General features: G+C 49.9%; 14 protein-coding genes, 1 tRNA gene and 1 other RNA gene. 6 read left to right on the top strand and 10 right to left on the bottom strand.

Annotated elements, in window-relative coordinates; all coding sequences use genetic code 11:
- Positions 1-4,668 (top strand): beta strand repeat-containing protein (locus tag D515_RS10845; protein WP_039849939.1); only part of this gene is annotated, 4,668 nt, incomplete at its 5' end.
- Between the two features lie 513 nt (positions 4,669-5,181).
- Here the strand turns inward: D515_RS10845 and D515_RS25275 are convergent.
- Together D515_RS25275 and D515_RS10855 are read right to left on the bottom strand one after the other, a co-directional pair.
- Positions 5,182-5,313, bottom strand: a non-coding RNA gene (locus D515_RS25275) — RtT sRNA.
- Between the two features lie 47 nt (positions 5,314-5,360).
- Positions 5,361-5,448, bottom strand: a tRNA-Ser gene (locus D515_RS10855).
- A gap of 204 nt (positions 5,449-5,652) precedes the next feature.
- Here D515_RS10855 and D515_RS10860 point away from each other — a divergent pair.
- Positions 5,653-6,228 carry a UPF0149 family protein gene (locus D515_RS10860; RefSeq protein WP_002538428.1) on the top strand — a complete coding sequence of 192 codons (576 nt, stop codon included), beginning with the start codon at positions 5,653-5,655 and terminating at the stop codon, positions 6,226-6,228.
- A gap of 147 nt (positions 6,229-6,375) precedes the next feature.
- Positions 6,376-7,761 carry an ATP-dependent RNA helicase DbpA gene (gene dbpA, locus D515_RS10865; protein ID WP_002538429.1) on the top strand — a complete coding sequence of 462 codons (1,386 nt, stop codon included), beginning with the start codon at positions 6,376-6,378 and terminating at the stop codon, positions 7,759-7,761.
- A gap of 65 nt (positions 7,762-7,826) precedes the next feature.
- Here dbpA and D515_RS10870 read toward each other — a convergent pair whose 3' ends face one another.
- Both D515_RS10870 and D515_RS10875 read right to left on the bottom strand, forming a co-directional pair.
- Positions 7,827-10,328, bottom strand: a complete 2,502-nt coding sequence (locus D515_RS10870) for a CoA transferase (protein ID WP_002538430.1) — start codon at positions 10,326-10,328, stop codon at positions 7,827-7,829.
- Between the two features lie 148 nt (positions 10,329-10,476).
- A complete protein-coding gene (locus tag D515_RS10875) occupies positions 10,477-11,403 on the bottom strand; it encodes a LysR substrate-binding domain-containing protein (protein WP_002538431.1) in 927 nt (308 codons plus the stop codon).
- A 380-nt stretch (positions 11,404-11,783) separates the two neighbouring features.
- Here D515_RS10875 and D515_RS10880 point away from each other — a divergent pair, with 380 nt between their 5' ends.
- Genes D515_RS10880 through D515_RS10890 form a run of 3 tightly spaced genes read left to right on the top strand, consistent with a single transcriptional unit; the run spans position 11,784 to position 16,023 of the window.
- On the top strand, positions 11,784-13,361 hold the full coding sequence (locus tag D515_RS10880; RefSeq protein WP_002538432.1) for a BCCT family transporter: 1,578 nt from the start codon (positions 11,784-11,786) through the stop codon (positions 13,359-13,361).
- Positions 13,358-14,518 carry an iron-containing alcohol dehydrogenase gene (locus tag D515_RS10885; RefSeq protein ID WP_002538433.1) on the top strand — a complete coding sequence of 387 codons (1,161 nt, stop codon included), beginning with the start codon at positions 13,358-13,360 and terminating at the stop codon, positions 14,516-14,518. The genes D515_RS10880 and D515_RS10885 overlap by 4 nt, the downstream gene beginning before the upstream one ends.
- An 11-nt stretch (positions 14,519-14,529) precedes the next feature.
- Positions 14,530-16,023, top strand: a complete 1,494-nt coding sequence (locus tag D515_RS10890) for a CoA-acylating methylmalonate-semialdehyde dehydrogenase (RefSeq protein ID WP_002538434.1) — start codon at positions 14,530-14,532, stop codon at positions 16,021-16,023.
- 45 nt (positions 16,024-16,068) lie between these two features.
- Here D515_RS10890 and D515_RS10895 read toward each other — a convergent pair whose 3' ends face one another.
- From D515_RS10895 to tolA, 6 genes are all read right to left on the bottom strand, one after another.
- Positions 16,069-16,926, bottom strand: a complete 858-nt coding sequence (locus tag D515_RS10895; protein ID WP_002538435.1) for a bile acid:sodium symporter family protein — start codon at positions 16,924-16,926, stop codon at positions 16,069-16,071.
- A gap of 71 nt (positions 16,927-16,997) precedes the next feature.
- Positions 16,998-18,059 (bottom strand): quinolinate synthase NadA, encoded by a 1,062-nt coding sequence (gene nadA, locus D515_RS10900; RefSeq protein WP_039849941.1) that lies wholly within the window; start codon positions 18,057-18,059, stop codon positions 16,998-17,000.
- A 155-nt stretch (positions 18,060-18,214) separates the two neighbouring features.
- Positions 18,215-18,949 carry a tol-pal system protein YbgF gene (ybgF, locus tag D515_RS10905; protein WP_002538437.1) on the bottom strand — a complete coding sequence of 245 codons (735 nt, stop codon included), beginning with the start codon at positions 18,947-18,949 and terminating at the stop codon, positions 18,215-18,217.
- Between the two features lie 15 nt (positions 18,950-18,964).
- The gene (gene pal, locus D515_RS10910; RefSeq protein ID WP_002538438.1) at positions 18,965-19,486 is read right to left on the bottom strand and encodes a peptidoglycan-associated lipoprotein Pal; all 522 of its coding nucleotides are present in this window, start codon (positions 19,484-19,486) and stop codon (positions 18,965-18,967) included.
- Positions 19,487-19,519: 33 nt separating this feature from the next.
- On the bottom strand, positions 19,520-20,872 hold the full coding sequence (gene tolB / locus D515_RS10915) for a Tol-Pal system beta propeller repeat protein TolB (RefSeq protein WP_039849943.1): 1,353 nt from the start codon (positions 20,870-20,872) through the stop codon (positions 19,520-19,522).
- A 12-nt stretch (positions 20,873-20,884) separates the two neighbouring features.
- Complete coding sequence (gene tolA / locus D515_RS10920; protein ID WP_039849958.1) at positions 20,885-21,979, bottom strand: cell envelope integrity protein TolA; 1,095 nt, start codon at positions 21,977-21,979, stop codon at positions 20,885-20,887.
- Between the last annotated feature and the right edge of the window lie 3 nt (positions 21,980-21,982).

Genomic DNA, 21,982 nt, shown 5'->3' on the forward strand with positions numbered 1-21,982 from the left:
AATGCCACCTCCGGCGGTGACTTCGAAGCGCAGCCCACCGCCCCGGCTGCGGTAGAAACCACCATCAACGACGGCACCACCACGGATGCACCGACCTTAACCCTGACGGGTGATGCGTCAGTGAATGAAGGCGAAGCGGCCAGCTACACTTTGACGCTCAGCGAAGCGCCAACGGCTGACTTTACCGTGACTATCGTCGTGGGTCATAAGACCACGGAAGACGGTGATGTCACCCCGGTGACCCGTGATGTGGTGATCGCGGCGAACACCACCTCCATCGATTTCACCGTCGATACGCTTGATGACAGCCTGAATGAGTCGGCGGATGATGACGTGTTTACTGTCTCGGTGAATGCGACCTCCGGCGGTGACTTTGAGGCGCAGCCAACGGCGCCAGCTGCCGTCGAAACCACCATCAACGACGGCACCACCACGGATGCACCAACCCTGACACTGACGGGCGATGCGTCAGTCAACGAAGGCGAAGCAGCCAGCTACACCTTGACGCTCAGTGAAGCGCCAACCGCGGACTTCACGGTCACCGTGGTCATTGGTCATAAGACCACGGAAGATGGTGATGTCACGCCGGTGACCCGTGATGTGGTGATCGCTGCAAACACCACTTCCATCGATTTCACCGTCGATACGCTTGATGACAGGCTGAATGAATCCGCCGATGAGGATGTCTTTACCGTCTCGGTGAATGCCACCTCCGGCGGTGACTTTGAGGCGCAGCCCACCGCGCCGGCAGCCGTCGAAACCACCATCAATGACGGCACCACCACGGATGCGCCGACGCTGACACTGACGGGTGATGCCTCAGTGAATGAAGGCGAAGCGGCCAGCTACACTTTGACGCTCAGTGAAGCGCCAACCGCGGATTTCACTGTCACCGTGGTGATTGGCCATAAGACCACGGAAGACGGTGATGTCACACCGGTGACCCGTGATGTGGTGATCGCGGCGAACACCACCTCCATCGATTTCACCGTGGATACGTTTGATGACAGCCTGAATGAATCCGCCGATGATGACGTGTTTACTGTCTCGGTGAGTGCCACCTCCGGCGGTGACTTTGAGGCGCAGCCCACCGCCCCAGCTGCGGTAGAAACCACCATCAATGACGGCACCACCACGGATGCGCCGACCTTAACCCTGACGGGCGATGCGTCAGTCAACGAAGGCGAATCAGCCAGCTACACACTCACCCTTTCAGAAGCGCCGACAGCAGACTTTACGGTCACCGTGGTGATTGGACACAAGACCACGGAAGATGGCGACATTCAGCCAGTGACACGCGATGTCGTGATCGCTGCAAACACCACTTCCATCGATTTCACCGTAGATACCCTGGACGACAGCCTCAATGAATCGGCCGATGATGACGTGTTTACCGTCTCGGTGAATGCCACCTCTGGCGGTGATTTTGAAGCGCAGCCAACGGCGCCAGGTGCCGTCGAAACCACCATCAATGACGGCACCACCACGGATGCGCCAACCCTGACACTGACTGGCGATGCCTCAGTGAATGAAGGCGAAGCAGCCAGTTACACCTTGACGCTCAGTGAAGCGCCAACCGCGGACTTCACCGTGACCATCGTCGTGGGACATAAGACCACGGAAGACGGTGATGTCACCCCGGTGACCCGCGATGTCGTCATTGCGGCAGGCACTACGTCTATCGACTTTACGGTTGATACGCTTGATGACAGCCTGAATGAATCGGCGGATGACGATGTGTTTACCGTCTCGGTGAATGCGACGGCTGGCGGTGACTTTGAGGCGCAGCCATCGGCTCCGGCTGCGGTCGAAACCACCATCAATGATGGCACCACCACGGATGCGCCGACGCTGACATTGACCGGTGATGCCTCTGTCATTGAGGGTGAAGCGGCCAGTTACACCTTGACGCTCAGTGAAGCACCAACCGCAGACTTTACCGTCACTGTCGTTATCGGCCACAAGACCACGGAAGACGGCGATGTCACACCTGTCACCCGTGATGTGGTGATCGCTGCTGGGACCACTTCCGTTGATTTCACCGTAGATACGCTTGATGACAGCCTGAATGAATCCGCCGATGATGATGTGTTTACCGTCTCGGTGAATGCCACCTCCGGCGGTGACTTCGAAGCGCAGCCCACCGCCCCAGCTGCGGTAGAAACCACCATCAATGACGGCACCACCACGGATGCGCCGACCTTAACCCTGACGGGTGATGCCTCAGTGAATGAAGGCGAAGCAGCCAGTTACACCCTCACCCTGTCGGAAGCGCCAAAGGCTGACTTTACGGTCACTGTGGTGATTGGCCATAAGACCACGGAAGATGGCGATGTCACACCGGTGACCCGTGATGTGGTGATCGCTGCAGGCACCACGTCCATCGACTTTACCGTCGATACGCTTGATGATAGCCTGAATGAATCCGCCGATGATGATGTGTTTACCGTCTCGGTGAATGCCACCTCCGGCGGTGACTTTGAGGCACAGCCCACCGCCCCGGCTGCCGTGGAAACCACCATCAACGACGGCACCACCACGGATGCGCCAACCCTGACCTTAACAGGCGATGCGTCAGTAAATGAAGGCGAAGCGGCAAGCTACACGCTCACCCTTTCAGAAGCACCAACCGCGGACTTTACCGTCACTGTCGTTATCGGCCACAAGACCACCGAAGACGGCGATGTCACGCCGGTCACACGTGATGTAGTTATTGCTGCCAATACCACTTCCGTCGACTTCACCGTTGATACCCTGGATGATCAAAATATTGAAACGTCAGATTCTGATGTCTTTACCGTCTCTGTCGACAGCACTGCAGGCGGTGGTTTTGAAAAACAGCCCGCAGCACCCGGCATTGTTGAAACCTCGGTAATAGATGTTGAGCCTTATCTACAAGGCAAAAATACAGGTAGTGTCATCGTCAACCTTACACCTGATGCCGCTTCCCCTGGCTTTGAGGAAGATACCTCCAATGGCAGCGTTTCATTTTCTTTAGCGGACTACACCTCTGATTTGGTTGATGATGCCAATAGTACGGATTCACTGACAACGTCTATCAACATCACGTCTCTACCAAGCAACGGCACACTTTATTATCTTGATACCAATGGAAACCCAGTCGCCGTTTCTGTCGGAGACACATTACCGGACGACACCAATTTCGTCTTCGAACCAGACAAAGTCAGCAAAACATTTGCCGCTTCTGACATTACGAGCTCCACTCAAACCACAATTGTCACAGGCGGCATGACGGTGTCTGGAGGTACCTTTACTGGAACCAAGCCAGACCTGGCTAGCACCATTACGGATGCTCCGGTTATATGGGAGTTTACGAATGGTGAAACTGGTATTGGTATTGGCACAGACAGGGAGCTTGACTCTGCCAACAGCGAAGTCATGATCTTCAATTTTACGGGTGGTCTTGATGTCACGAGCACAGATATATCCGTTGCCAGTGCATATGGTAATTTCTCGAATACCCGCCCAGCAAACGCCACCGTCGATTTCATCGCTTTGAAAGACGGCCAGATCGTTAATGAGTTCACTTTCTCAAATATTTGGGAAGCGTCAGGATTAACCGGGAATGCGACTATCAATGTGAGCGATCCTAATGGTTATGACGAATTACGAATGTATATTTCTGCATCTGCCAACAGTAACCTTACTGTTACCAGTGTTTCGACTATTGCAGTAGATACCACAGATACGTCATTTACCTATACAGCTATCAACTCTTTAGGCAATGAGAGTGACGTCGCGACTGTGACATTAGGAGACGCCATCAGCGACACTGCTGAACCTAGAACTGCACCGACAGCTTCCGGCACACTGCTTCTCGCAGATTCCAACGGCGCAACCACGGGGATATTCCCAGACACGACAGAACAAGGTCAGTATGGTTCGGCACAACTGGTCAATGGCACTTGGACATATACCCTGGATCCAACACGTCTGACAGATATCCCAGAGGGAGAAACGCTTCAAGACACCATCACATTCACTGCCAATGATGGCACGACATCAGACATCCACATTGTCATCGGTGAATCAGGCACCAACATATCGTCTTTCTACGCCACCAGCGCCACTGAAGGACTGAGTGATTTGGTCGATCTTAGCCAAACTTCAGCGTTCGGCACTGATGGAGATGATCTTCTGTCAGGGCTTGGGGATGATGACATCATGCTTGGACTTGCTGGAAATGACACTCTTAATGGCGCTGCTGGTAATGATGCGCTGGATGGAGGCATCGGTGATGACATTCTCATCGGCGGTAAAGGAGACGACATTCTGTTTGGTGGAGCAGGCAATGACACATTCGCTTATATGTCTGGCGATCAAGGGACTAGCAGTTTACCCGCCCAAGATCTCATCGCAGACTTTGATACAGCATTAGACCGTTTAGATCTTGCTGATCTTCTGCAAGGAGAAAGCGAAACCAACATTGGGGATTATCTTTCTGTCTTTGATGACGCTAATGAAGAAGCGGTTATCAACATTGCTTCGACAGGTGCAGACACTGACCAGACGATCACCCTAGATAATATCTCTGTTACAGACTTAGCCTCGGCCTATGGTGTCGATTCGACGGGTCTGAACAACGATCAAATGAGTTCCGCTGTCATCGATGCAATGATCACACAGTCGAAAATTATCATCGACTAATGTTTCCATAATCCATTGAAAAGCCAGCGATTAATCCGCTGGCTTTTTCATACTGCGAATAAATGGCCATTTCTTAACACCGATGTAACTTTATGCAGACTTACCCACCACTAAACCTCGCAAATAAAATATAAAACACCATTCATTTAATATTGATGCAAGTCACAATATTGTGCATAATTTGCGCAACAAATCATCACGAGGTACCTACTGTGTCAAACAAGATCGCCGCTAAAATTTCAAACTATGCACCACTGTTCATCCTGATGGGTGTAACGACAGCTTTCACGCTGATGAATGCAATGTACTGGGGCGGTGTGCTTTAAGGCACAATAAGTAGCAAGTGGAGTGCTAGCCTCCTACAGGACGATATTCGAGAAGCCCGGCATAAGCTGGGTTTTTGTTTGTCTGGGGTATTGAAAGGTGAATCTGGATCGTTTCGAGCGAGCAAACTCCACCTTTTCTAAACCCCAAAACGAGAAAACCCGAGCATCTCTGCTCGGGTTTTGAATATGGCGGTGAGTGAGAGATTATTCGTCACTTCGTTCCTCACCCCTTCGGGGCCATCGGCAAGCCGATGTTGCGCGGCTTCGCCGCTGTGCGAACCCTGGTCGAGGGCTCTCACCCTCCCTCGTATATTTTCATAAGTCAGAAACGAGAAAACCCGAGCATCTCTGCTCGGGTTTCGAATATGGCGGTGAGGGAGGGATTCGAACCCTCGATACGTTGCCGTATACACACTTTCCAGGCGTGCTCCTTCAGCCACTCGGACACCTCACCAAATTGTTTGTTGGACTTCTCGTCCCAACGGGGCGCTACTATAGGGAAAGAGGCCTAGAGCGTCAATAATATTTCTGAAAAAAGCGCGCAAGTGGCTATCTTTCAAGCGCTTTGGTTCAGTATTGAACTCGAAACCGCTTTTCTCTCTCAGAAATCTCCGCACACTGCTAGAATAAGCAGCTCAATAGGAAAAGAGAGTTTTTCATGTCTATCTCGCTATCGCAATTTATTACCGAAAACGGATTGGAGCCAAAGCTGCTTTCCGCCATGCAAACAGAAGGCTTTGTGACTGCAATGGCAGTAGCGCCACATCTTATCGATCCAAGCGAATGGCTTGCATTCATGTGGGGTGGTGAAGAAGAAGCGCCGTTTGGTAGCCATGAACAACTTGAGCAATACGCCAACATCATCGTTGAGATGTGGAACGAGAAACGTGGCGCGCTATTGTCTAACGAATGGCAGTGGCCGGAAGCCTGTGCACTGAGCGAAAGCGAGATCGTTAACGAAGCAACGCGCGAATACTGTGAAGGCATGCTGCAGGGCTGGACCCTGTGCCGTGATGACTGGGAAACGCTGATGCCTGAAGACTCGCAAGAAAATGCACTTCTGGGCGGCGTGCTACTTTCTATCAGCCTGCTGTTTGACCCCGAGTCTGCGCTGGCAGTCATGGAAGAACAAGGTGCTGCAGAACTGGCACAGTTTGAGGAAGTGTTCAATGGCATGCCGGTGATGCTTTGTGGCCTGACGATGCGTGCTTTCCAGATGGCCGAAGCACAATAACTCCCCAGCTCTTCCCCGAATTGTCTAAAGCGGTCATCGACCGCTTTTTTATTTCAAAGTTTTCGCGCAGTTTTCAACCATTCCTGATATAGTCGCGCCCCTGAATTTACTCGCCGCTCAAACGGCACTGACAACGAGACTCTCCCTGTGACGAATCAAGTATTCTCAACACTTCCGTTGAAAGATGAATTGCTTTCTACACTCAATGACATTGGCTACAAAACCATGACGCCAATTCAGGCCCAGAGCCTGCCTTCCATACTTGATGGGAAAGATGTCATCGGTCAGGGTAAAACAGGCTCAGGCAAAACAGCAGCTTTTGGTCTTGGATTGCTGAACCGACTCAACGTCAAACGTTTTCGCGTTCAATCACTGGTGCTCTGCCCTACCAGAGAGCTGGCCGATCAGGTCGCCATCGAAATCCGCAAGCTGGCACGTGGCATCCATAATATCAAAGTGCTAACGCTGTGTGGCGGTGTTCCTATGGGTCCGCAAATCGGCTCACTGGAGCATGGCGCGCACATCATCGTAGGCACACCTGGCCGTATTCTGGACCACATGGAAAAAGGCCGCCTGTCTCTGGAAGAAGTGAATACACTGATTCTGGATGAAGCAGACCGCATGCTGGAAATGGGTTTCCAACCTGCGCTCGATGCTATTTTTGACCAGGTACCTTCTGACCGTCAGACACTGCTGTTCAGTGCAACTTACCCGGCGCAAATCCAAAGCATCAGCAAGCAAATCATGGCAAACCCAGTGATGGTGAAAGTGGAATCAAACCACGACGACACCAGCATTACCCAACATTTCTACCGCTGTGCCAACAACCGCGAGCGTATGGAAGCGCTTCAGCTTCTGTTGCTGAAGCATCAGCCAGAAAGTGCGGTAGTGTTCTGTAACACCAAGCGCGACGTGAAAGACGTGGCTGCAGTACTGGATAACGAAGGCTTCTCTGTGGTAGCGCTGCATGGCGACTTAGAGCAACGCGACCGCGACCAAATGCTTTTGAAGTTTGCTAACAAGAGTACCAACATCATGGTGGCAACAGACGTTGCTGCGCGTGGTTTGGACATCGAAGCCTTAGATGCGGTGATTAACTACCACATGGCATTTGATACCGAAGTGCACATTCACCGCATTGGCCGCACTGGCCGTGCAGGCAGCGAAGGTGCTGCATATACCTTCTTCGGTGATGAAGATGGTTATCGTGTTGCATTGCTGGAAGATCATCTTGAGCGTGACATCAAATCTTCAGCACTGCCAGATTCCGGCGTATTGACCAATGTGCCGCGCACTCCTGCCATGGTGACGCTGCACATTGATGGTGGTAAGAAAAGCAAGGTTCGCCCTGGTGATATTCTTGGCGCATTGACCGGTGAGGATGGTATTGAAGGTAAACAAGTCGGCAAAATCAAAGTCACCGATTACCGTTCTTATGTTGCCGTTGAGCGTAGCGTGGCGAAGAAAGCCTTGAAGAAACTCTCCAGCGGGAAAATCAAAGGTAAAACCTACCGCGTTTGGCAGCTTCGCTAAACCCAGTAAAATGATAAAAGCCGTCTTATGACGGCTTTTTAGTCTCTGTAACCTTTACCCATGAGTTAGCTTGGCAGGAATTCTTCTGACCAGCCATCACTCACAATACCTTTGTCTATCAAACTCTGGATATCTGACTCACCAAATCCTAGCTCGTCTAACACTCTCCGGCTAGAGCGCCCGAAACGTTCAGTTTGCGGAGCTGCAATAATCTTTGCTTCTTTTGGACGAATCGAATAGTGATCAACCATAGTCGTGACATAGCCGCTCGGATGTTCGTCATGGGTCGAAAACGCATAGCTGCCAGAATCAAAACCAACCTGTCCATCTTGTGGGCGGCTATAACGCTTTCTAAGCCATTCAATGCTACGTGTTTGCGCTGCCGCAACATCTAACTGGGACAGTTTATTCAACCAAACATCGTTGGGCTTACGTTTAAATTGATTCGCAAGCATGGCCTTACGCCCTGCCTCGTCGCACGTAGAAATACCTCGGAGCTCTTCAAGCATTTCGAGTTTATTGATATCGGCTTCCGTCGCATCAAGGTACAGCCAGCCATCATGAGTTTGATAGAAGTGCGACAAGGCATCATAACCCAATGCTTCACGACCAGATGGCTCATCCCGCGGCGGCGCACCTTCGTAATCATGGCTGTATTTAATCTGTGCCAGATTGGTCGTCGATGACAGTGACGTTCTGGGGCGCAGCACTTGCCTAGTTTTCGCCCGCACATACAAAGCGACCGACATCGCAAGCCCAGCAGCGAAGCCACAATTTACATCCAGCGTTCCAAGGTGAGCATGTTCTTCCGGTGTTTCCGCGCCGCCAAAGCGGGTCATGATGCCACTGTTCGCTTGAATGATATCGTCATAGCCAATGTAATCCGTTTTCTCTCCCCGCTTAGGCCCTCCAAGACAATCCAAGCGGCAGAAAATTACATCTGGGTTAATCGCTTTTAAGCGCTCTTCGTTCAAACCGAGAGGTTCAACCTGGCGTGAAGGCGCATTGATAACGACAATATCGCAGGTCTTCACCAAAGCTTCGAAAATGGGTTTGCCTTCGTCAGTCAGCATATCGAGCAGCAAGCTCTTCTTCCCGATATTGGAGAGATAACTGAAGAACACACCAATCAGCGGATCATACATTGGCTTGGTCGGATCCAGCTTGATAACTTCTGCACCAAAACGCGACAAAAACGCCGTGGAATGTGGCCCTGCAATAACGTTTGTCAGGTCGAGAACACGAACGCCCTTGAGCCATTGGCGGTCGGGCTCGACATTGGGTAAAGGTTCGAAGTTCCTAGGCAGTCCTGTTTGGCTAAAAAGCCTTTCCGCATCGTGATATTCAGCAAATTTCCGTGGCGCTATGTCGCATAGTTCTTCACCCAATTCTTCAAACCACACCAAAGGGCCTGGCTGTTTCATCACGCCATATTCAGGATCATTCACTTCTACTATCAGCCCGCTCTCCAACGAATAAGGCGCATTGACCCACTCTTGCGTCGAGCGGTGCGGCGCGCCAGGAATACCTCCTTCACCAAAGAGCTTGCCCCATTCTTCAGATGTTTTGGTGATGAAGACACGCTTCATTTTCTCAGATATTTTGGCAGCCCAGTTCGCAGGTAAAGGGTAAACACCAATGGACGTTTCAGCTTCCCATTGAGAATGAGGAAGATAGAGGTTTTCCACGTCTGGTAGACCTTCGGCAACCAGCTCATCATATATTCCAGCAAGTTCAAGGCAGCGACGCGCGTGGTTACGGTGTGACGGACAGACGACATAGAAATAGCGGCCATCTTTGCACTTGTAGGTACGATAAAAGGGGTCGAGGTATTCCTGAAGCTCATCATAGGTGACATCCATGGGGAGCCCTGCTTCGCGGCGACGGGTAATCTCTTTTTCCCGCATGGTGTGGTAGCGCTCTGGCATACCCTCAATATTGATGGAGTTGTAAGAGAGGCCTTCCATCAGCGCAGCAGCCACTGGCACTTCAATATGATCTCCTTGGCCACTTTTTTCTCTTTCAAACAACGCCAGAGAAACACCACTTGCCGCCAACATGGTAGCGTAAGCAGAACCCAGCGTGAGTGGGGAAAAGCTAGGGTCGCACCCCATTAATACCCGGTTGTAACCCATATCGGTAAAGGCACCGGAAGAAGCAGCAATCACAGCTTCTGTTGCTTTCCATTGTTTGCGTAGTTGGTCATTTGATGCAAAGCCAGGCAGAGAAAGCGTAATCAAGCTGGGGGTTGTTTCACGCAGGGTGTCTAAATCGATACCCAGCTTCTTCATCGTGCCAGGACGGAAGTTTTCGATGATTACGTCAGCCTGTGAACACAAGGACAGAGCCCTATCGAGATCCAAGCCAGATTTTAGGTCCAGCCGAATATTGGTTTTATTCCGATTAAGAACAGCGTTGGCCGAATGTTTCCAAAGTGGTCCGTTAGGCGGGTCAACATGAACCACATTGGCCCCCAAGTCGGCAAGGATCATGGCGACGGCTGGGCCAGAAACATACTGACCAAAATCGACAACATTTAGACCTGAAAACGGCAATGCATTTCTCATTTATCTCGCTCCTTGCTAAAGAGACATAATCATTGAATGAGAACCACCGAAAGGTGAATTCATTGCCGGATGTTAATAACTTTAAACTTTATCGACCATTAATTTAAATTTGGTCTCATCATAAAATTTTTAATGCACCCAGGGGTAACTAGTTATAAAGCGGGCGATGTATGCTATTTATTTCATCGTTATTAACCTCTTCCATTACCCAGTCAATAAACGCTTCGGAATGAGGATGTAAGAAACGGGATTTATGATTAACTAAATAGAAAGCTTCTGTTGTTAAGACTTCATGCTCAAATAAGGAGATAAGCTTTTCACTTTCGAAATACCCTTGAAGTAAGCTACTCCTCCCCAAAACTATACCACCGCCGTTAGCCGCCACTTCAAAGGCATTGATTAAAGTATCAAACTGACTGCCAAGGTTAAAATCGGTGTATGGCATACCAATCGACTGAAACCATCTATTCCAGCCGTCTTCGTAACCGATAACGTGTATCAGATTTTCATTGACGATATCTTCAGGGACGGGCTTTCCTTGGAAACGGGAAGCGTAGTTTGGGCTGCAAACCGGTTGGAGCAGATCCCATGTAAGCCGGCGAGCTTCATACTGCTGCCATCGGCCGTTGCCGTAGATGATCTCGAGATCACAATCAGGCGCCTTCTGTTGGCTATTCACCCAAATATTGCTGGTGATCTTGAGGTTGATATCCGGGTACCGCTCATAAAAATCGGGCAAACGCGGAGCAAGCCAGTTAACAAAAAAGACAAGATTAACTCTAACATTCAGTAGCTTATTTCTTCCCTTACCAAACAGCTCGTCAGTCACCTCATTCATTTTCTCAATAGATTCATGAAGCACAGGTAAGTACGCCGCGCCTGCTTCGGTCAACTCTAAACCTCTCGGCAACCTGACGAAAAGCATAGTACCGAGCTGGCTTTCCAGTGCTTTGATCTGCTGACTCATAGCGGCCTGCGTTATGTGTAATTCCTGTGAGGCATGGGTAAAGCTAAGATGCCTTGCCGCAGCTTCAAACGACCTAAGCCAGTTCAGCGGAGGTAGCCGTTTCTTCATGTATTGTGTTCCTTGCATCACGTTAAAACCAACAGGTTTTTTTGAGAAAAATCCACCTTACCGACATCAAAAAGTGCCGACTTTTCATTTTTATAAACTCACTATTTACACCTAATCAACACAGAAAGAAATGGTCAGAATGTAAAAATAGTGACACACAGCTTTAATGCATAATTATTTTTATACCAATGACTATAAATTTATTAATTGATGAAAAGCATAGAATTATGAAAGGTTACTACCTCGGGTAAAACATGCCTTACTTACCTAAATGCGACATATATAAGTCGCAAATGAGCAAATATAAAACGTCGAGAAAGTGAATTAAGAAAAAACTCAGAATCTTATTAATTTAATAATGTTTAACAAGGAGCATCGCAATGAGTTCAGAGGTTAATTCGAAAGAGGGAGGCGGCATTTTTGCGGGTGTTAATCCGCTTATGGCTGTTGGCTCTTCCGTTCTCGTCATATTATTTGTTTTATATACTGTCTTGGTACCAGAGCAAGCCAGCGCCCTCTACAAATACTGCAAAGATTACATCGCGACCAATTTCTCTTGGTACTACGTTGGCCTGATGAGTGTCTTCCTTTTCATTGCGTTTTACCTCATTGTCAGTCGCTACGGCGGCATTAAGCTAGGCAAAGATGATGAAGAACCAGAGTTTGGGTTTTTCTCATGGTTCTCCATGCTGTTCGGCGCAGGGATCGGTATTGGTATTCTGTTCTGGAGTATCGCGGAGCCGATGTACCACTTTCAAAGCAACCCGTTTGTGAATGAAGGCCAAGCACAGTCTATCCTCGCTGGCCAAGTTGCTATGCGTATTGCCATTTTTCACTGGGGTTTGCATGGATGGGGCTTATTCGCCATTTGCGGACTATCGTTGGCGTACTTCTCCTATCGTAAAGGACTCCCACTTTCCATCCGCTCAGGGCTTTACCCTCTTCTTGGCGATCGGATTTACGGCCCTTTAGGACACGCTGCTGACCTGCTGGCGGTATTTGGTACCGTGTTTGGTATAGCCACTTCTCTTGGATTGGGCGCGCAGCAAATGAATGCCGGGCTCAACTACCTACTCGGCGTTGAAATCAGTACGTCAGTTCAAATTGTTCTTATCATCGCTATCTCTGCTCTGGCCACCATTTCAGTGCTTACGGGCGTTAACAAAGGCATTCGCATCCTCAGCGAACTTAACATGCAACTCACCGTAGTCATGCTCGCCTTCTTCATCGTTCTCGGCCCTACTGCTTATGTGATCGGTTCATTCTTCACAAACCTTGGTGACTACATGCTTAACGTGGTCAAGCTTGGCCTATGGGTAGACCCAAACCCTGAAAATACCTGGCAAAGCGCTTGGACCATTTTCTACTGGGGTTGGTGGATCGCCTGGGCACCCTTCTGCGGCATTTTTATCGCACGTATTTCTCGTGGACGCACCATTCGGGAGTTCACTCTTGGGGTCCTGTTAGCACCAACATTGCTTGCTACTTTCTGGATTACTATCTTCGGCAATACCGCCATGTACATAGAGTTGTTTGGCAGTGGTGGCGTTGTTGAAGCCGTTAATGAAGACCTGACCTTAGCACTGTTTAAGACCATTGAGTTGATGGATGTCGGTACCATTCTGACTACCATTGGAGCCGCGATTTGTACCGTCATGCTCGTGACTTACTTCGTGACTTCTGCAGACTCAGCAACGCTTGTGATTTGTACCTTGATTTCAATGGGTGATGAGCATCCACCATCACGCTACCGCATCTTTTGGGGCATATCGATCGGACTAGTCGCCGCCGTGTTATTGCTGGCCGGCGGCTTAGGAGCCTTGCAAACCGCTTCAATTATCGCAGCTCTCCCATATTCCATAGTAGTGATAGCCACCACCGTTGGCCTCTATCGTTCACTACGCAGAGAGCCGCTCCCCGGAAAACCAGATACCAATACAGTAGGAGCCATAAAATGAGCACTTCAGTTGCTATGCCACGGATGATGGAATTCGGTGAAGACGCAACCAAACGTCTGCCGGATATCGTGAAAGGATTTAACGCTTCACGCGTACTGATCCTGACTGACAAAACCATGGTTCAAATGGGTTATGCCGCCATGGTGACCGAACTGCTATCGGAAGCTGGAATTCAAAGTCAGATATACGCTGACACTATTCCAGAGCCAACCTCACAATCGATTGAAGAAGCGGTCTCAGTAACACGCGATAGTCAAACTGACTGCATTGTCGCACTTGGAGGCGGCAGCGCCATCGACAGCGCCAAGGCGATTAGTATGCTTGCCAGCCATGGCGGCATCATGCGTGATTACAAAGCACCTCGCATCGTCAATGAAACCGGTATTCCGGTCGTAGCAATTCCAACCACAGCGGGTACTGGTTCGGAAGTCACCAAGTTCACCATCATCACGGACTCCGAGACCGATGAAAAGATGCTGTGTATTGGCCTCGGCTTTCTTCCTGTCGCTGCTTTGGTGGACTACAAGTTAACCATGTCCCTGCCTCCCCGCATCACCGCAGACACGGGGATCGACGCACTTACTCATGCCATCGAAGCTTACGTGAGCAAGAAAGGAAATCCATTCAGTGATTACAATGCGTTGGAAGCGATGCGCCTTATCGCACCAAACCTACGCAAGGTCTATCACGATGGCCAAAATATAGAAGCCCGTCAGAAAATGATGATGGGCTCCACGCTCGCAGGCATTGCCTTCTCCAATGCCTCAGTTGCCTTGGTTCACGGTATGAGTCGACCTATCGGTGCGTTTTTCCATGTACCACATGGATTGTCCAATGCCATGTTGCTACCAAGTATTACCGCCTTTTCCATTCCAGCTTGCCCTGAACGTTACGCACAATGCTCGAAAGCAATGGGATTGGTTGATGAGTCTGCCAGTGTTGAGGAAGCCAATAGCCGCCTGCAACAAGAGTTGCTGGCACTCAATGAAGAACTGAAAGTCCCCTCTTTGGAAGAGTTTGGTGTTGTAAAAGATGATTTTGACGCCGTGCTCGACACCATGATTCAGCAGGCTTTTGGGTCCGGTTCTCCAGGGAATAACCCAAGAGTGCCCACTGAAGACGAGATGAAAACACTCTACACCAGACTCTGGAAATAGGAGAAAGATAAATGACGGATATCGGGCATTTGATCAATGGAGAGATCAGAGAAACTTGTTCCAGAAAGCAAGCAGTGTACAACCCAGCAACGGGCGAGCACGCAAAGGATGTATTGTTAGCGCCCGTTGAGCTGGTAGATGAGGCAGTCGACATCGCAAACGCTGCGTTCCCTGAATGGCGCAACACACCAGCCATTAAACGCGCGCGCATTATGTTTCGATACAAGCAGTTACTCGAAGACAACAAGGAAACCATTTGTCGATTGATTGGTGAAGAGCACGGGAAAATTCAGCATGACGCAATGGGCGAGCTTCAACGTGGTATCGAAAATGTCGAATATGCTTGCTCCGCAACAGAACTGTTGAAAGGTGAGTTCAGCAAAAACGTCGGCTCAGGTATCGACTCTTGGTCTGAACATCAGCCACTCGGTGTCGTTGCAGGTATTACACCCTTCAACTTCCCCGCCATGGTGCCGCTGTGGATGTTCCCTATGGCTTTGGTTTGCGGTAACTGCTTTATCCTCAAACCGTCTGAACGCGACCCCAGCGCAGCATTATATATCGCTGAATTGCTAAAAGAAGCAGGATTGCCGGACGGTGTCATGCAGGTCATTCAAGGCGATAAAACCGTGGTAGACAGACTGCTGGAAAGCAAAGGCATTGAAGCCGTTAGCTTTGTTGGCAGCACACCGATTGCGCAGTACATCTACGAAAAGGCGAGTCAATTCGGCAAACGTTGTCAAGCTCTCGGCGGCGCGAAAAATCACGCGATTGTCATGCCAGATTGCGATATGGAAAACGCGGTGAACCAGTTACTTGGTGCCGCCTTCGGTTCTAGCGGAGAGCGCTGTATGGCGCTGTCTGTGGCAGTAGCTGTCGGTGATGACGCGGCGGACAGATTAGTCGGCAGTCTCGCAGAGAAGCTTTCATCACTGCGCGTTGGACCTTTCTATGACAACGGCAACGATTTTGGTCCCGTGATCACTCAAGAGCACAAAGAGAAAGTCGAAGCTTACATCGCTTCTGCTGCAGAAGATGGCGCGAGACTCGTGGTTGATGGACGAAACCCTCATGTTGAAGGCTATGAAAATGGCTTCTATGTGGGTGCAACACTTATCGACAATGTTCGACCAGACATGGTCAGCTATCAGGAGGAGATCTTTGGCCCTGTGCTACAGGTCGTTCGCGTGAATTCCATGGAAGAAGCCATGACACTCATCAACGATCATAGATATGGCAACGGCACCTGCATCTTTACCCGTGACGGTGAAGCGGCGCGTTACTTCTCTGATCATATCAAGGTGGGCATGGTCGGGATCAACATTCCCCTGCCCGTTCCTGTGGCTTATCACAGCTTTGGCGGCTGGAAACAATCACTCTTTGGCGACCTGCACGCGTATGGCCCAGACTCAGTGAAGTTTTATACCCGACGTAAAACCATCACCCAGCGTTGGCCATCAGCCAGTGTGCGTGAAAGTACTTCTTTCTCTATGCCGACGCTGTAATTTGAAAACACAAAGCAAAAAGAGCTGCCGATGGCAGCTCTTTTTTTAGGCCGTGACAGAGTCTTGCCTGCGTTTATTCAGCACAATCAATATCACAGCTGGAATATTCATCAATACCCCGTAAAGCAGAGGCGTCAATGCCAGTTCAGGCTGTTGAAGTTGGACGACGGCTACGAAAATCGCCGTACCTGCGTTTTGAATACCAACCTCAATGGCAAAAGTTCTTGTGAGCTTTCGATCGCCTGAAAACAGCTTTGACACGGCAACACCCAAGCCCATTCCCAACAAACACAGTAACAGCACCATCACGGATGCAACGGAGAACAGTTGAGAGAACACGGCCGTGTTAGCAGCAAGCGTCACTGCCACAGTAAAGAACAGCGCCCACAAGGCTGACTTACCTGCCAAAACAGAAAAACGTGCAAACCCCTTACCTTTCAAGAAGTGATTGAGCAACATACCAATAGTCACTGGCAACAAAGTGACAGCGACAAGCTGAAGAATGGCCGTTTTTACTGGAATCACTGCAGATACATCTGAAAGCACCAAAGGCAGCATCAGAGGTAAGCTGAAAGGAATAATCAGGCTGCTGACTGCTGTCATGGTGATAGAGAGCGCAGAGTCTCCGCCTGCCAAATGACTTATCGCGTTGGAGGAAGCCCCGCCCGGAGCCAGTGCCAGAATCCAAAGGCCCACAGCAACTACTTCTGGCAATGCAAAAACATGAATAAGGATGTAAGCAATGAGCGGCAAACCAACAAGCTGCGCCGTTAGCCCAGCTGCAATTTTTCCCGGGAACTCCACCACGCGTTTGAAATCAGCCAATGACAAGGTAATGCCGACACAGAACATCATCCAAGCCAGTGCGATTGGAAGCCCTATGGTTAACATTGCTTGTGCCATGTTTATTCCTCAATGTGCAAAAACAAAAAAGGCGAACATCATGCCCGCCTTTTGAATAACTTTCTTTGACCTTACGCGTTGCCTTTAACCTGCAACTGCAGAGAAGCAGCAAAATCCAGCATACGGTTCAGAGGGATAAGAGATTTCACTCGGATTGCTTCATCAACGAAGATTTCATGCTCTTCACCACCTTCACGCAATGCCAGTTCGATGGCCTTCAAGCCGTTCATTGCCATCCAAGGACAATGTGCACAGCTTCGGCATGTTGCACCGGCACCAGCGGTTGGCGCTTCAATCAGCTCTTTCTCCGGCACCATCTGCTGCATCTTGAAAAAGATGCCTTTGTCAGTCGCGACCACCAGTTGCTTATTTGGCAACTCTTTTGCGGCTTTGATCAGCTGGCTGGTTGAGCCGACAGCGTCTGCAAGCTCTACAACACTGGCTGGGGATTCTGGGTGAACAAGAATCGCAGCGTCTGGGTAGACCGCTTTCATGTCTCTCAATGCTTTCGCTGAGAATTCGTCATGCACCACACATTCGCCTTGCCAAAGCAGCATCTCTGCACCGGTCTTATTCGCGATGTATGAGCCTAAATGGCGGTCAGGACCCCAGATAATTTTCTTATCTTCAGCGTCGAGATGCTCAACGATTTCCAGCGCGATAGACGAAGTGACTACCCAATCCGCACGGGCTTTAACAGCTGCAGAAGTATTGGCGTAAACCACAACCGTATGGTCAGGGTGAGCATCGCAGAATTCGGTGAAGCGATCTTCTGGGCAGCCCAAATCCAATGAACACTCTGCTTCAAGCGTTGGCATCAGAACCGTTTTTTCCGGAGTAAGGATTTTGGCGCTTTCGCCCATAAAGCGAACGCCAGCAACCAGAAGGGTCTTAGCTGGATGTTTGTTACCAAACTTCGCCATTTCCAGAGAGTCACCAACGAAACCACCGGTTTCTTCGGCCAGCGCCTGGATTTCAGGGTCGGTATAGTAGTGAGCAATCATCACTGCATCTTTTTCCTTAAGCAGTTGCTTGATGCTCGCGATGTAGTCAGTTTTCTGTTGCTCGGACAAGGCCTCCGGCTTCGGAGGGAAAGGATATACTGTCTCTGCAGTATTAATAATCTGGCTCATCAACTTACTCAGATTTGGCTTCCAATCCGGACATTATACCCAGCTTGGTATCGAGTTTTCATCTTTTATGACAGATCGTTTACGCCGAAATACGTCATTTTAGATATAAGAAAGCCAGCAATCATGCTGGCTTTCTTGAGTGACACTTTTAGAACTTATTGGCTCAACTGCTTCTCAGCTTGTTTTGCCGTGGTTGTGCCGGGATATTCCTTCACAACTTTCTCAAAGAGGGCTTTAGCTGTTGCCGCATCTTTCTGGCGGTCAGCAATCATGCCCAACTTCAACAGTGCATCGGCACGTTTGCTTGATTTGGCAAATTGGCTAACGGCAGTAAAGTTTTTCTTCGCATCGTCTAACTGGCTTTTGGAGAAGTACAACTGTCCCAGCCAGTAGTGTGCGTTTGGCTTGTAAATTGACTCAGGGTATTTCGCCAAGAATGCGTTGAACGCTTCTGTCGCGCCTGCGTAGTTTTTCTCTTTCAGGATGAGATTGACTGCCGCATCATATTCCGCATTCTCAGACTGATTCGCAGAGTATTTTTCCGTTGAAGCATTTTCTTGAGGCTTAGCTTCAACAGCAGGTGCCGGTTTCGCATTTCTCAGCGAATCAATCTCGCGGTAGAGATCGCGCTGACGTTCCAGCATCTGATTTAATTCGTAATTGTTTCTTTCGACCGTGCCACGCAACTCATCGAGTTCGCTCGCCATCTGGTCAAGTTGGCGCTGCATATCGATTTGCATCTGGTTTCGAGCTTCCAGCATTCGCTCCAAGCGCTCAACAGAGCTACCACTACCGCCCAACTCAGTCACCGGAGCAGGTGCGGCAGCCACAGGGGCTGCCGCACTCACCAGTAACGCCAGCGATAGAGCACGCAAAGTGTTACTGTTCATAAGATTTACCTTTAATTAGTAAACCAGAACCGCACGACGGTTCTTCGCGTAAGCTTCTTCACCCTGGCCAAGAACCAGTGGCTTTTCTTCACCGTAGCTTACGATAGAGATTTGAGATGCTGGTACGCCCAGTGCTTGCAGGTACTTAGCCACTGCATTTGCACGACGCTCGCCCAGCGCGATGTTGTACTCAGGAGTACCACGCTCATCTGCGTGACCTTCTACAACCACTTTGATGTCTGCGTTAGCGCGCAGGAATTCTGCGTGTGCATCCAGCATATCTTCAAACTGTGGAAGAACAGAGTAGTCGTCGAAGCTGAAGTAAACGGTTTGAGACTGACGCAATTCGTTGTTACGGATCTCTTGCTCAGTCAGGCCGCCTTGACCGCCATCTACTGGAGTCACAACAGTAGTTTGTGAACCGTTGTTAGTTTCGGTGCCAGTGCTGTCGGTAGAGCTGTCGCTTGAGCTACATGCCGCCAGAGTAAACATAGGCAGCGCTACAGCCAAACCCTTAAGTACTTTATTAACTTGCATCTTGTTTTCCTTATATCAAATAAGCGCAAATATTTATTGGAACGGGGACCATGCTGGGGCTCTCACCCGGCCATTGGTAGCTGGTAGTCTCGCTTTGAAGCGTCCATCAATGGACACCAAAGAAAGCACGTTATTACGCCCGTAAACTGAGCTGTAAATGACCATACTGCCGTTTGGCGCAAGGCTTGGAGATTCATCCAACATAGTTTTCGTTAGAATCTCAACAGCACCCGTTTGCAAATCTTGTTTTGCAATGTTGTAGCCTGAGTCCGAGCGGTGAACCATCACCAGGTATCTACCATCCGGGGTAAGTTGACCGCCGAGGTTCTGGCTACCTTGCCAAGTAATCCTATTGGTAGAACCATCGGCTAAATTTACTCGATAAATCTGTGGTTTACCACCCCGGTCTGAGGTAAAGATCAAAGACTGCCCGTCTGGATCCCAGAATGGTTCGGTGTTATTCGCACGGCCTTTAGTGATCTGGTCCATCTTGCGGGTCTTCAAATCCAACACGTAAACCTGAAGGCTGCCAGTTTTCGACAGTACCATCGCCAGTTTGCTGCCGTCCGGAGAGAAGCGTGGCGAACCGTTGTGACGTGGGAATGACGAAATCATTTCACGTTCACCGGTGTAGATATTCATCAGGAAAATCTGCGCCTGACCATTCTCGAAACTCACGTAAGCCAACTGCTTGCCGTCAGGCGACCATGCTGGCGACATCAGTGGTTGCTTGGAACGAAGTACCAACAATTCGTTGTAGCCATCGTAGTCCGCAATACGAAGTTGGTAAGGATGTTCCGCTTTGTCGTCGATAACCACGTACGCAATGCGCGTCAGGAATGCCCCTTTTTCGCCGGTTAGTTTCTCGTAAACCAAATCGGAAATGCGGTGCGCATACTGGCGAAGCTGTTTGTCACCAACCACTTTGCGATTGTTCAACAACAGGTGGTCTTTAGTCAGCACCAATTCGCCAGTTGTAGACAGCCCTTTGCTTTGACCGCCGGTTAACTGGCCGCGAACGATATCAATCAGTTGATAATTGATGAGGTATTTGCCATCCGCCGTTGGGCTGATGGTACCTGTAACCAACGCATCCACACCCATTGCAGTCCAGTCATTAAAGTCAACCTGCTCATCGTTGTATGGCGTTTGTGGCATTTTATCAGTAGGCACTGGGCTAAACTTGCCGCTTCGCTGTAAATCCGAAGCAACGACCGCTGAAACATCCGTAGGAAGCTTGCCCTCACCTTCCCATTTGAAAGGAACAATGGCAATTGGGCGCGCGGAGTTTACCCCTTCGGTGATGACCAGCTTCAACTCTGCATGTGCAGGTTGAATCACGGCTAGCATCATCACTACTGCTCCGAAGAGTACTCGTTTCAACATGAAGGATCCCTCTTACTCTGGTTTCACAGTCAGCTCGATATTCTGGAGCTCAGCTGCGATATCTTTATCATCTGGCATTGGGAAAGATGACACTTTTAGAACTGCAGTTTTGGTCGCACGGCAGAGTGAACGGTTACCACCCACCTCAGACACGTCCAATAACAAACCAGTGCCAGAAATGCGCATTTTAACGATACATTCCTGCCCGCGGAGATTGTCATCTACCAGCAAATTTTGCTTAATCATTTGTGTATAGATGGAGCCATAGCGCGCAACCTCATCATTCACAAAACGCCCTCGAGCCGTATCGCGCGTGGCGGATTCCGACTCGAGACCGCTAAAAAGCTCGTTGAGGGCAGCCTCCTGCTCTGCCTGCTTACGCTTCGCTTCTGCTGCTTTGCGCTCAGCTTCTTTACGCGCAGCTTCGGCTTTGCGGGCTTCCTCTTCGGCTTTTTTCTTCTCGGCTAACTTACGCTGGCGTTCTTCTTCCGCTTTGCGTGCTTCTTCTTCAGCACGCTGCTTTTCAGCCAGTTTACGTTGACGTTCTTCCTCAGCTTTACGCTGTTCTTCAATGGCGCGTTGGCGGTCTGCTTCTGCTTTCTTCGCCGCTTCTTCCGCTTTGCGTTGCTCCTCTACGCGACGAACACGCTCAGCTTCGGCTGCAGCCGCTTTTTCCTGAGCAATACGTGTAGCTTCTTCGGCTTTGCGCTGTTCTTCAGCGGCTTTTTTCTTGGCATCAGCAATACGCTTGCGCTCGACTTCCGCTTCACGGGCCTCTTTTTCAGCAGCCAGTTTTTCTGCTCTCAACTCACGCAGGCGTTTTTCTTCCTGCTCACGCTGCTGCTCAAGCAAATCAGCTTGCTGTTCCAAACGACGGAGACGATCGTCTTCCTGACGCTTGGCTTCATCCCGCTGCTGGCGAATTTTTCTCGCCTGCTCGTTCACCACACTTGGGTCTATGACGACAGCTTCAATGCTTTGCCCTACAGGTTGGTGCGAGACTTTCGTAAAGTCCGCCCCCCAAAGTAAGCCACCGAATAATGCAGCATGCAGCAATACAGAAACGAAAGTTGCGCCCGTGTAACTCGACTTCTGAGTGTTCTTCATTCC

The sequence above is a fragment of the Grimontia indica genome (assembly GCF_000333895.2).
Lineage (GTDB): Bacteria > Pseudomonadota > Gammaproteobacteria > Enterobacterales > Vibrionaceae > Enterovibrio > Enterovibrio indicus.

Excerpts from the sequence above, each read along its gene's own strand:
- nadA (WP_039849941.1), bottom strand. The coding sequence starts at position 18,059 with ATGAGCCAGATTATTAATACTGCAGAGACAGTATATCCTTTCCCTCCG.
- D515_RS10870 (WP_002538430.1), bottom strand. The coding sequence starts at position 10,328 with ATGAGAAATGCATTGCCGTTTTCAGGTCTAAATGTTGTCGATTTTGGT.
- tolB (WP_039849943.1), bottom strand. The coding sequence starts at position 20,872 with ATGTTGAAACGAGTACTCTTCGGAGCAGTAGTGATGATGCTAGCCGTG.
- pal (WP_002538438.1), bottom strand. The coding sequence starts at position 19,486 with ATGCAAGTTAATAAAGTACTTAAGGGTTTGGCTGTAGCGCTGCCTATG.
- D515_RS10880 (WP_002538432.1), top strand. The coding sequence starts at position 11,784 with ATGAGTTCAGAGGTTAATTCGAAAGAGGGAGGCGGCATTTTTGCGGGT.
- D515_RS10885 (WP_002538433.1), top strand. The coding sequence starts at position 13,358 with ATGAGCACTTCAGTTGCTATGCCACGGATGATGGAATTCGGTGAAGAC.
- D515_RS10875 (WP_002538431.1), bottom strand. The coding sequence starts at position 11,403 with ATGAAGAAACGGCTACCTCCGCTGAACTGGCTTAGGTCGTTTGAAGCT.
- D515_RS10895 (WP_002538435.1), bottom strand. The coding sequence starts at position 16,926 with ATGGCACAAGCAATGTTAACCATAGGGCTTCCAATCGCACTGGCTTGG.
- tolA (WP_039849958.1), bottom strand. The coding sequence starts at position 21,979 with ATGAAGAACACTCAGAAGTCGAGTTACACGGGCGCAACTTTCGTTTCT.
- D515_RS10890 (WP_002538434.1), top strand. The coding sequence starts at position 14,530 with ATGACGGATATCGGGCATTTGATCAATGGAGAGATCAGAGAAACTTGT.
- ybgF (WP_002538437.1), bottom strand. The coding sequence starts at position 18,949 with ATGAACAGTAACACTTTGCGTGCTCTATCGCTGGCGTTACTGGTGAGT.
- D515_RS10860 (WP_002538428.1), top strand. The coding sequence starts at position 5,653 with ATGTCTATCTCGCTATCGCAATTTATTACCGAAAACGGATTGGAGCCA.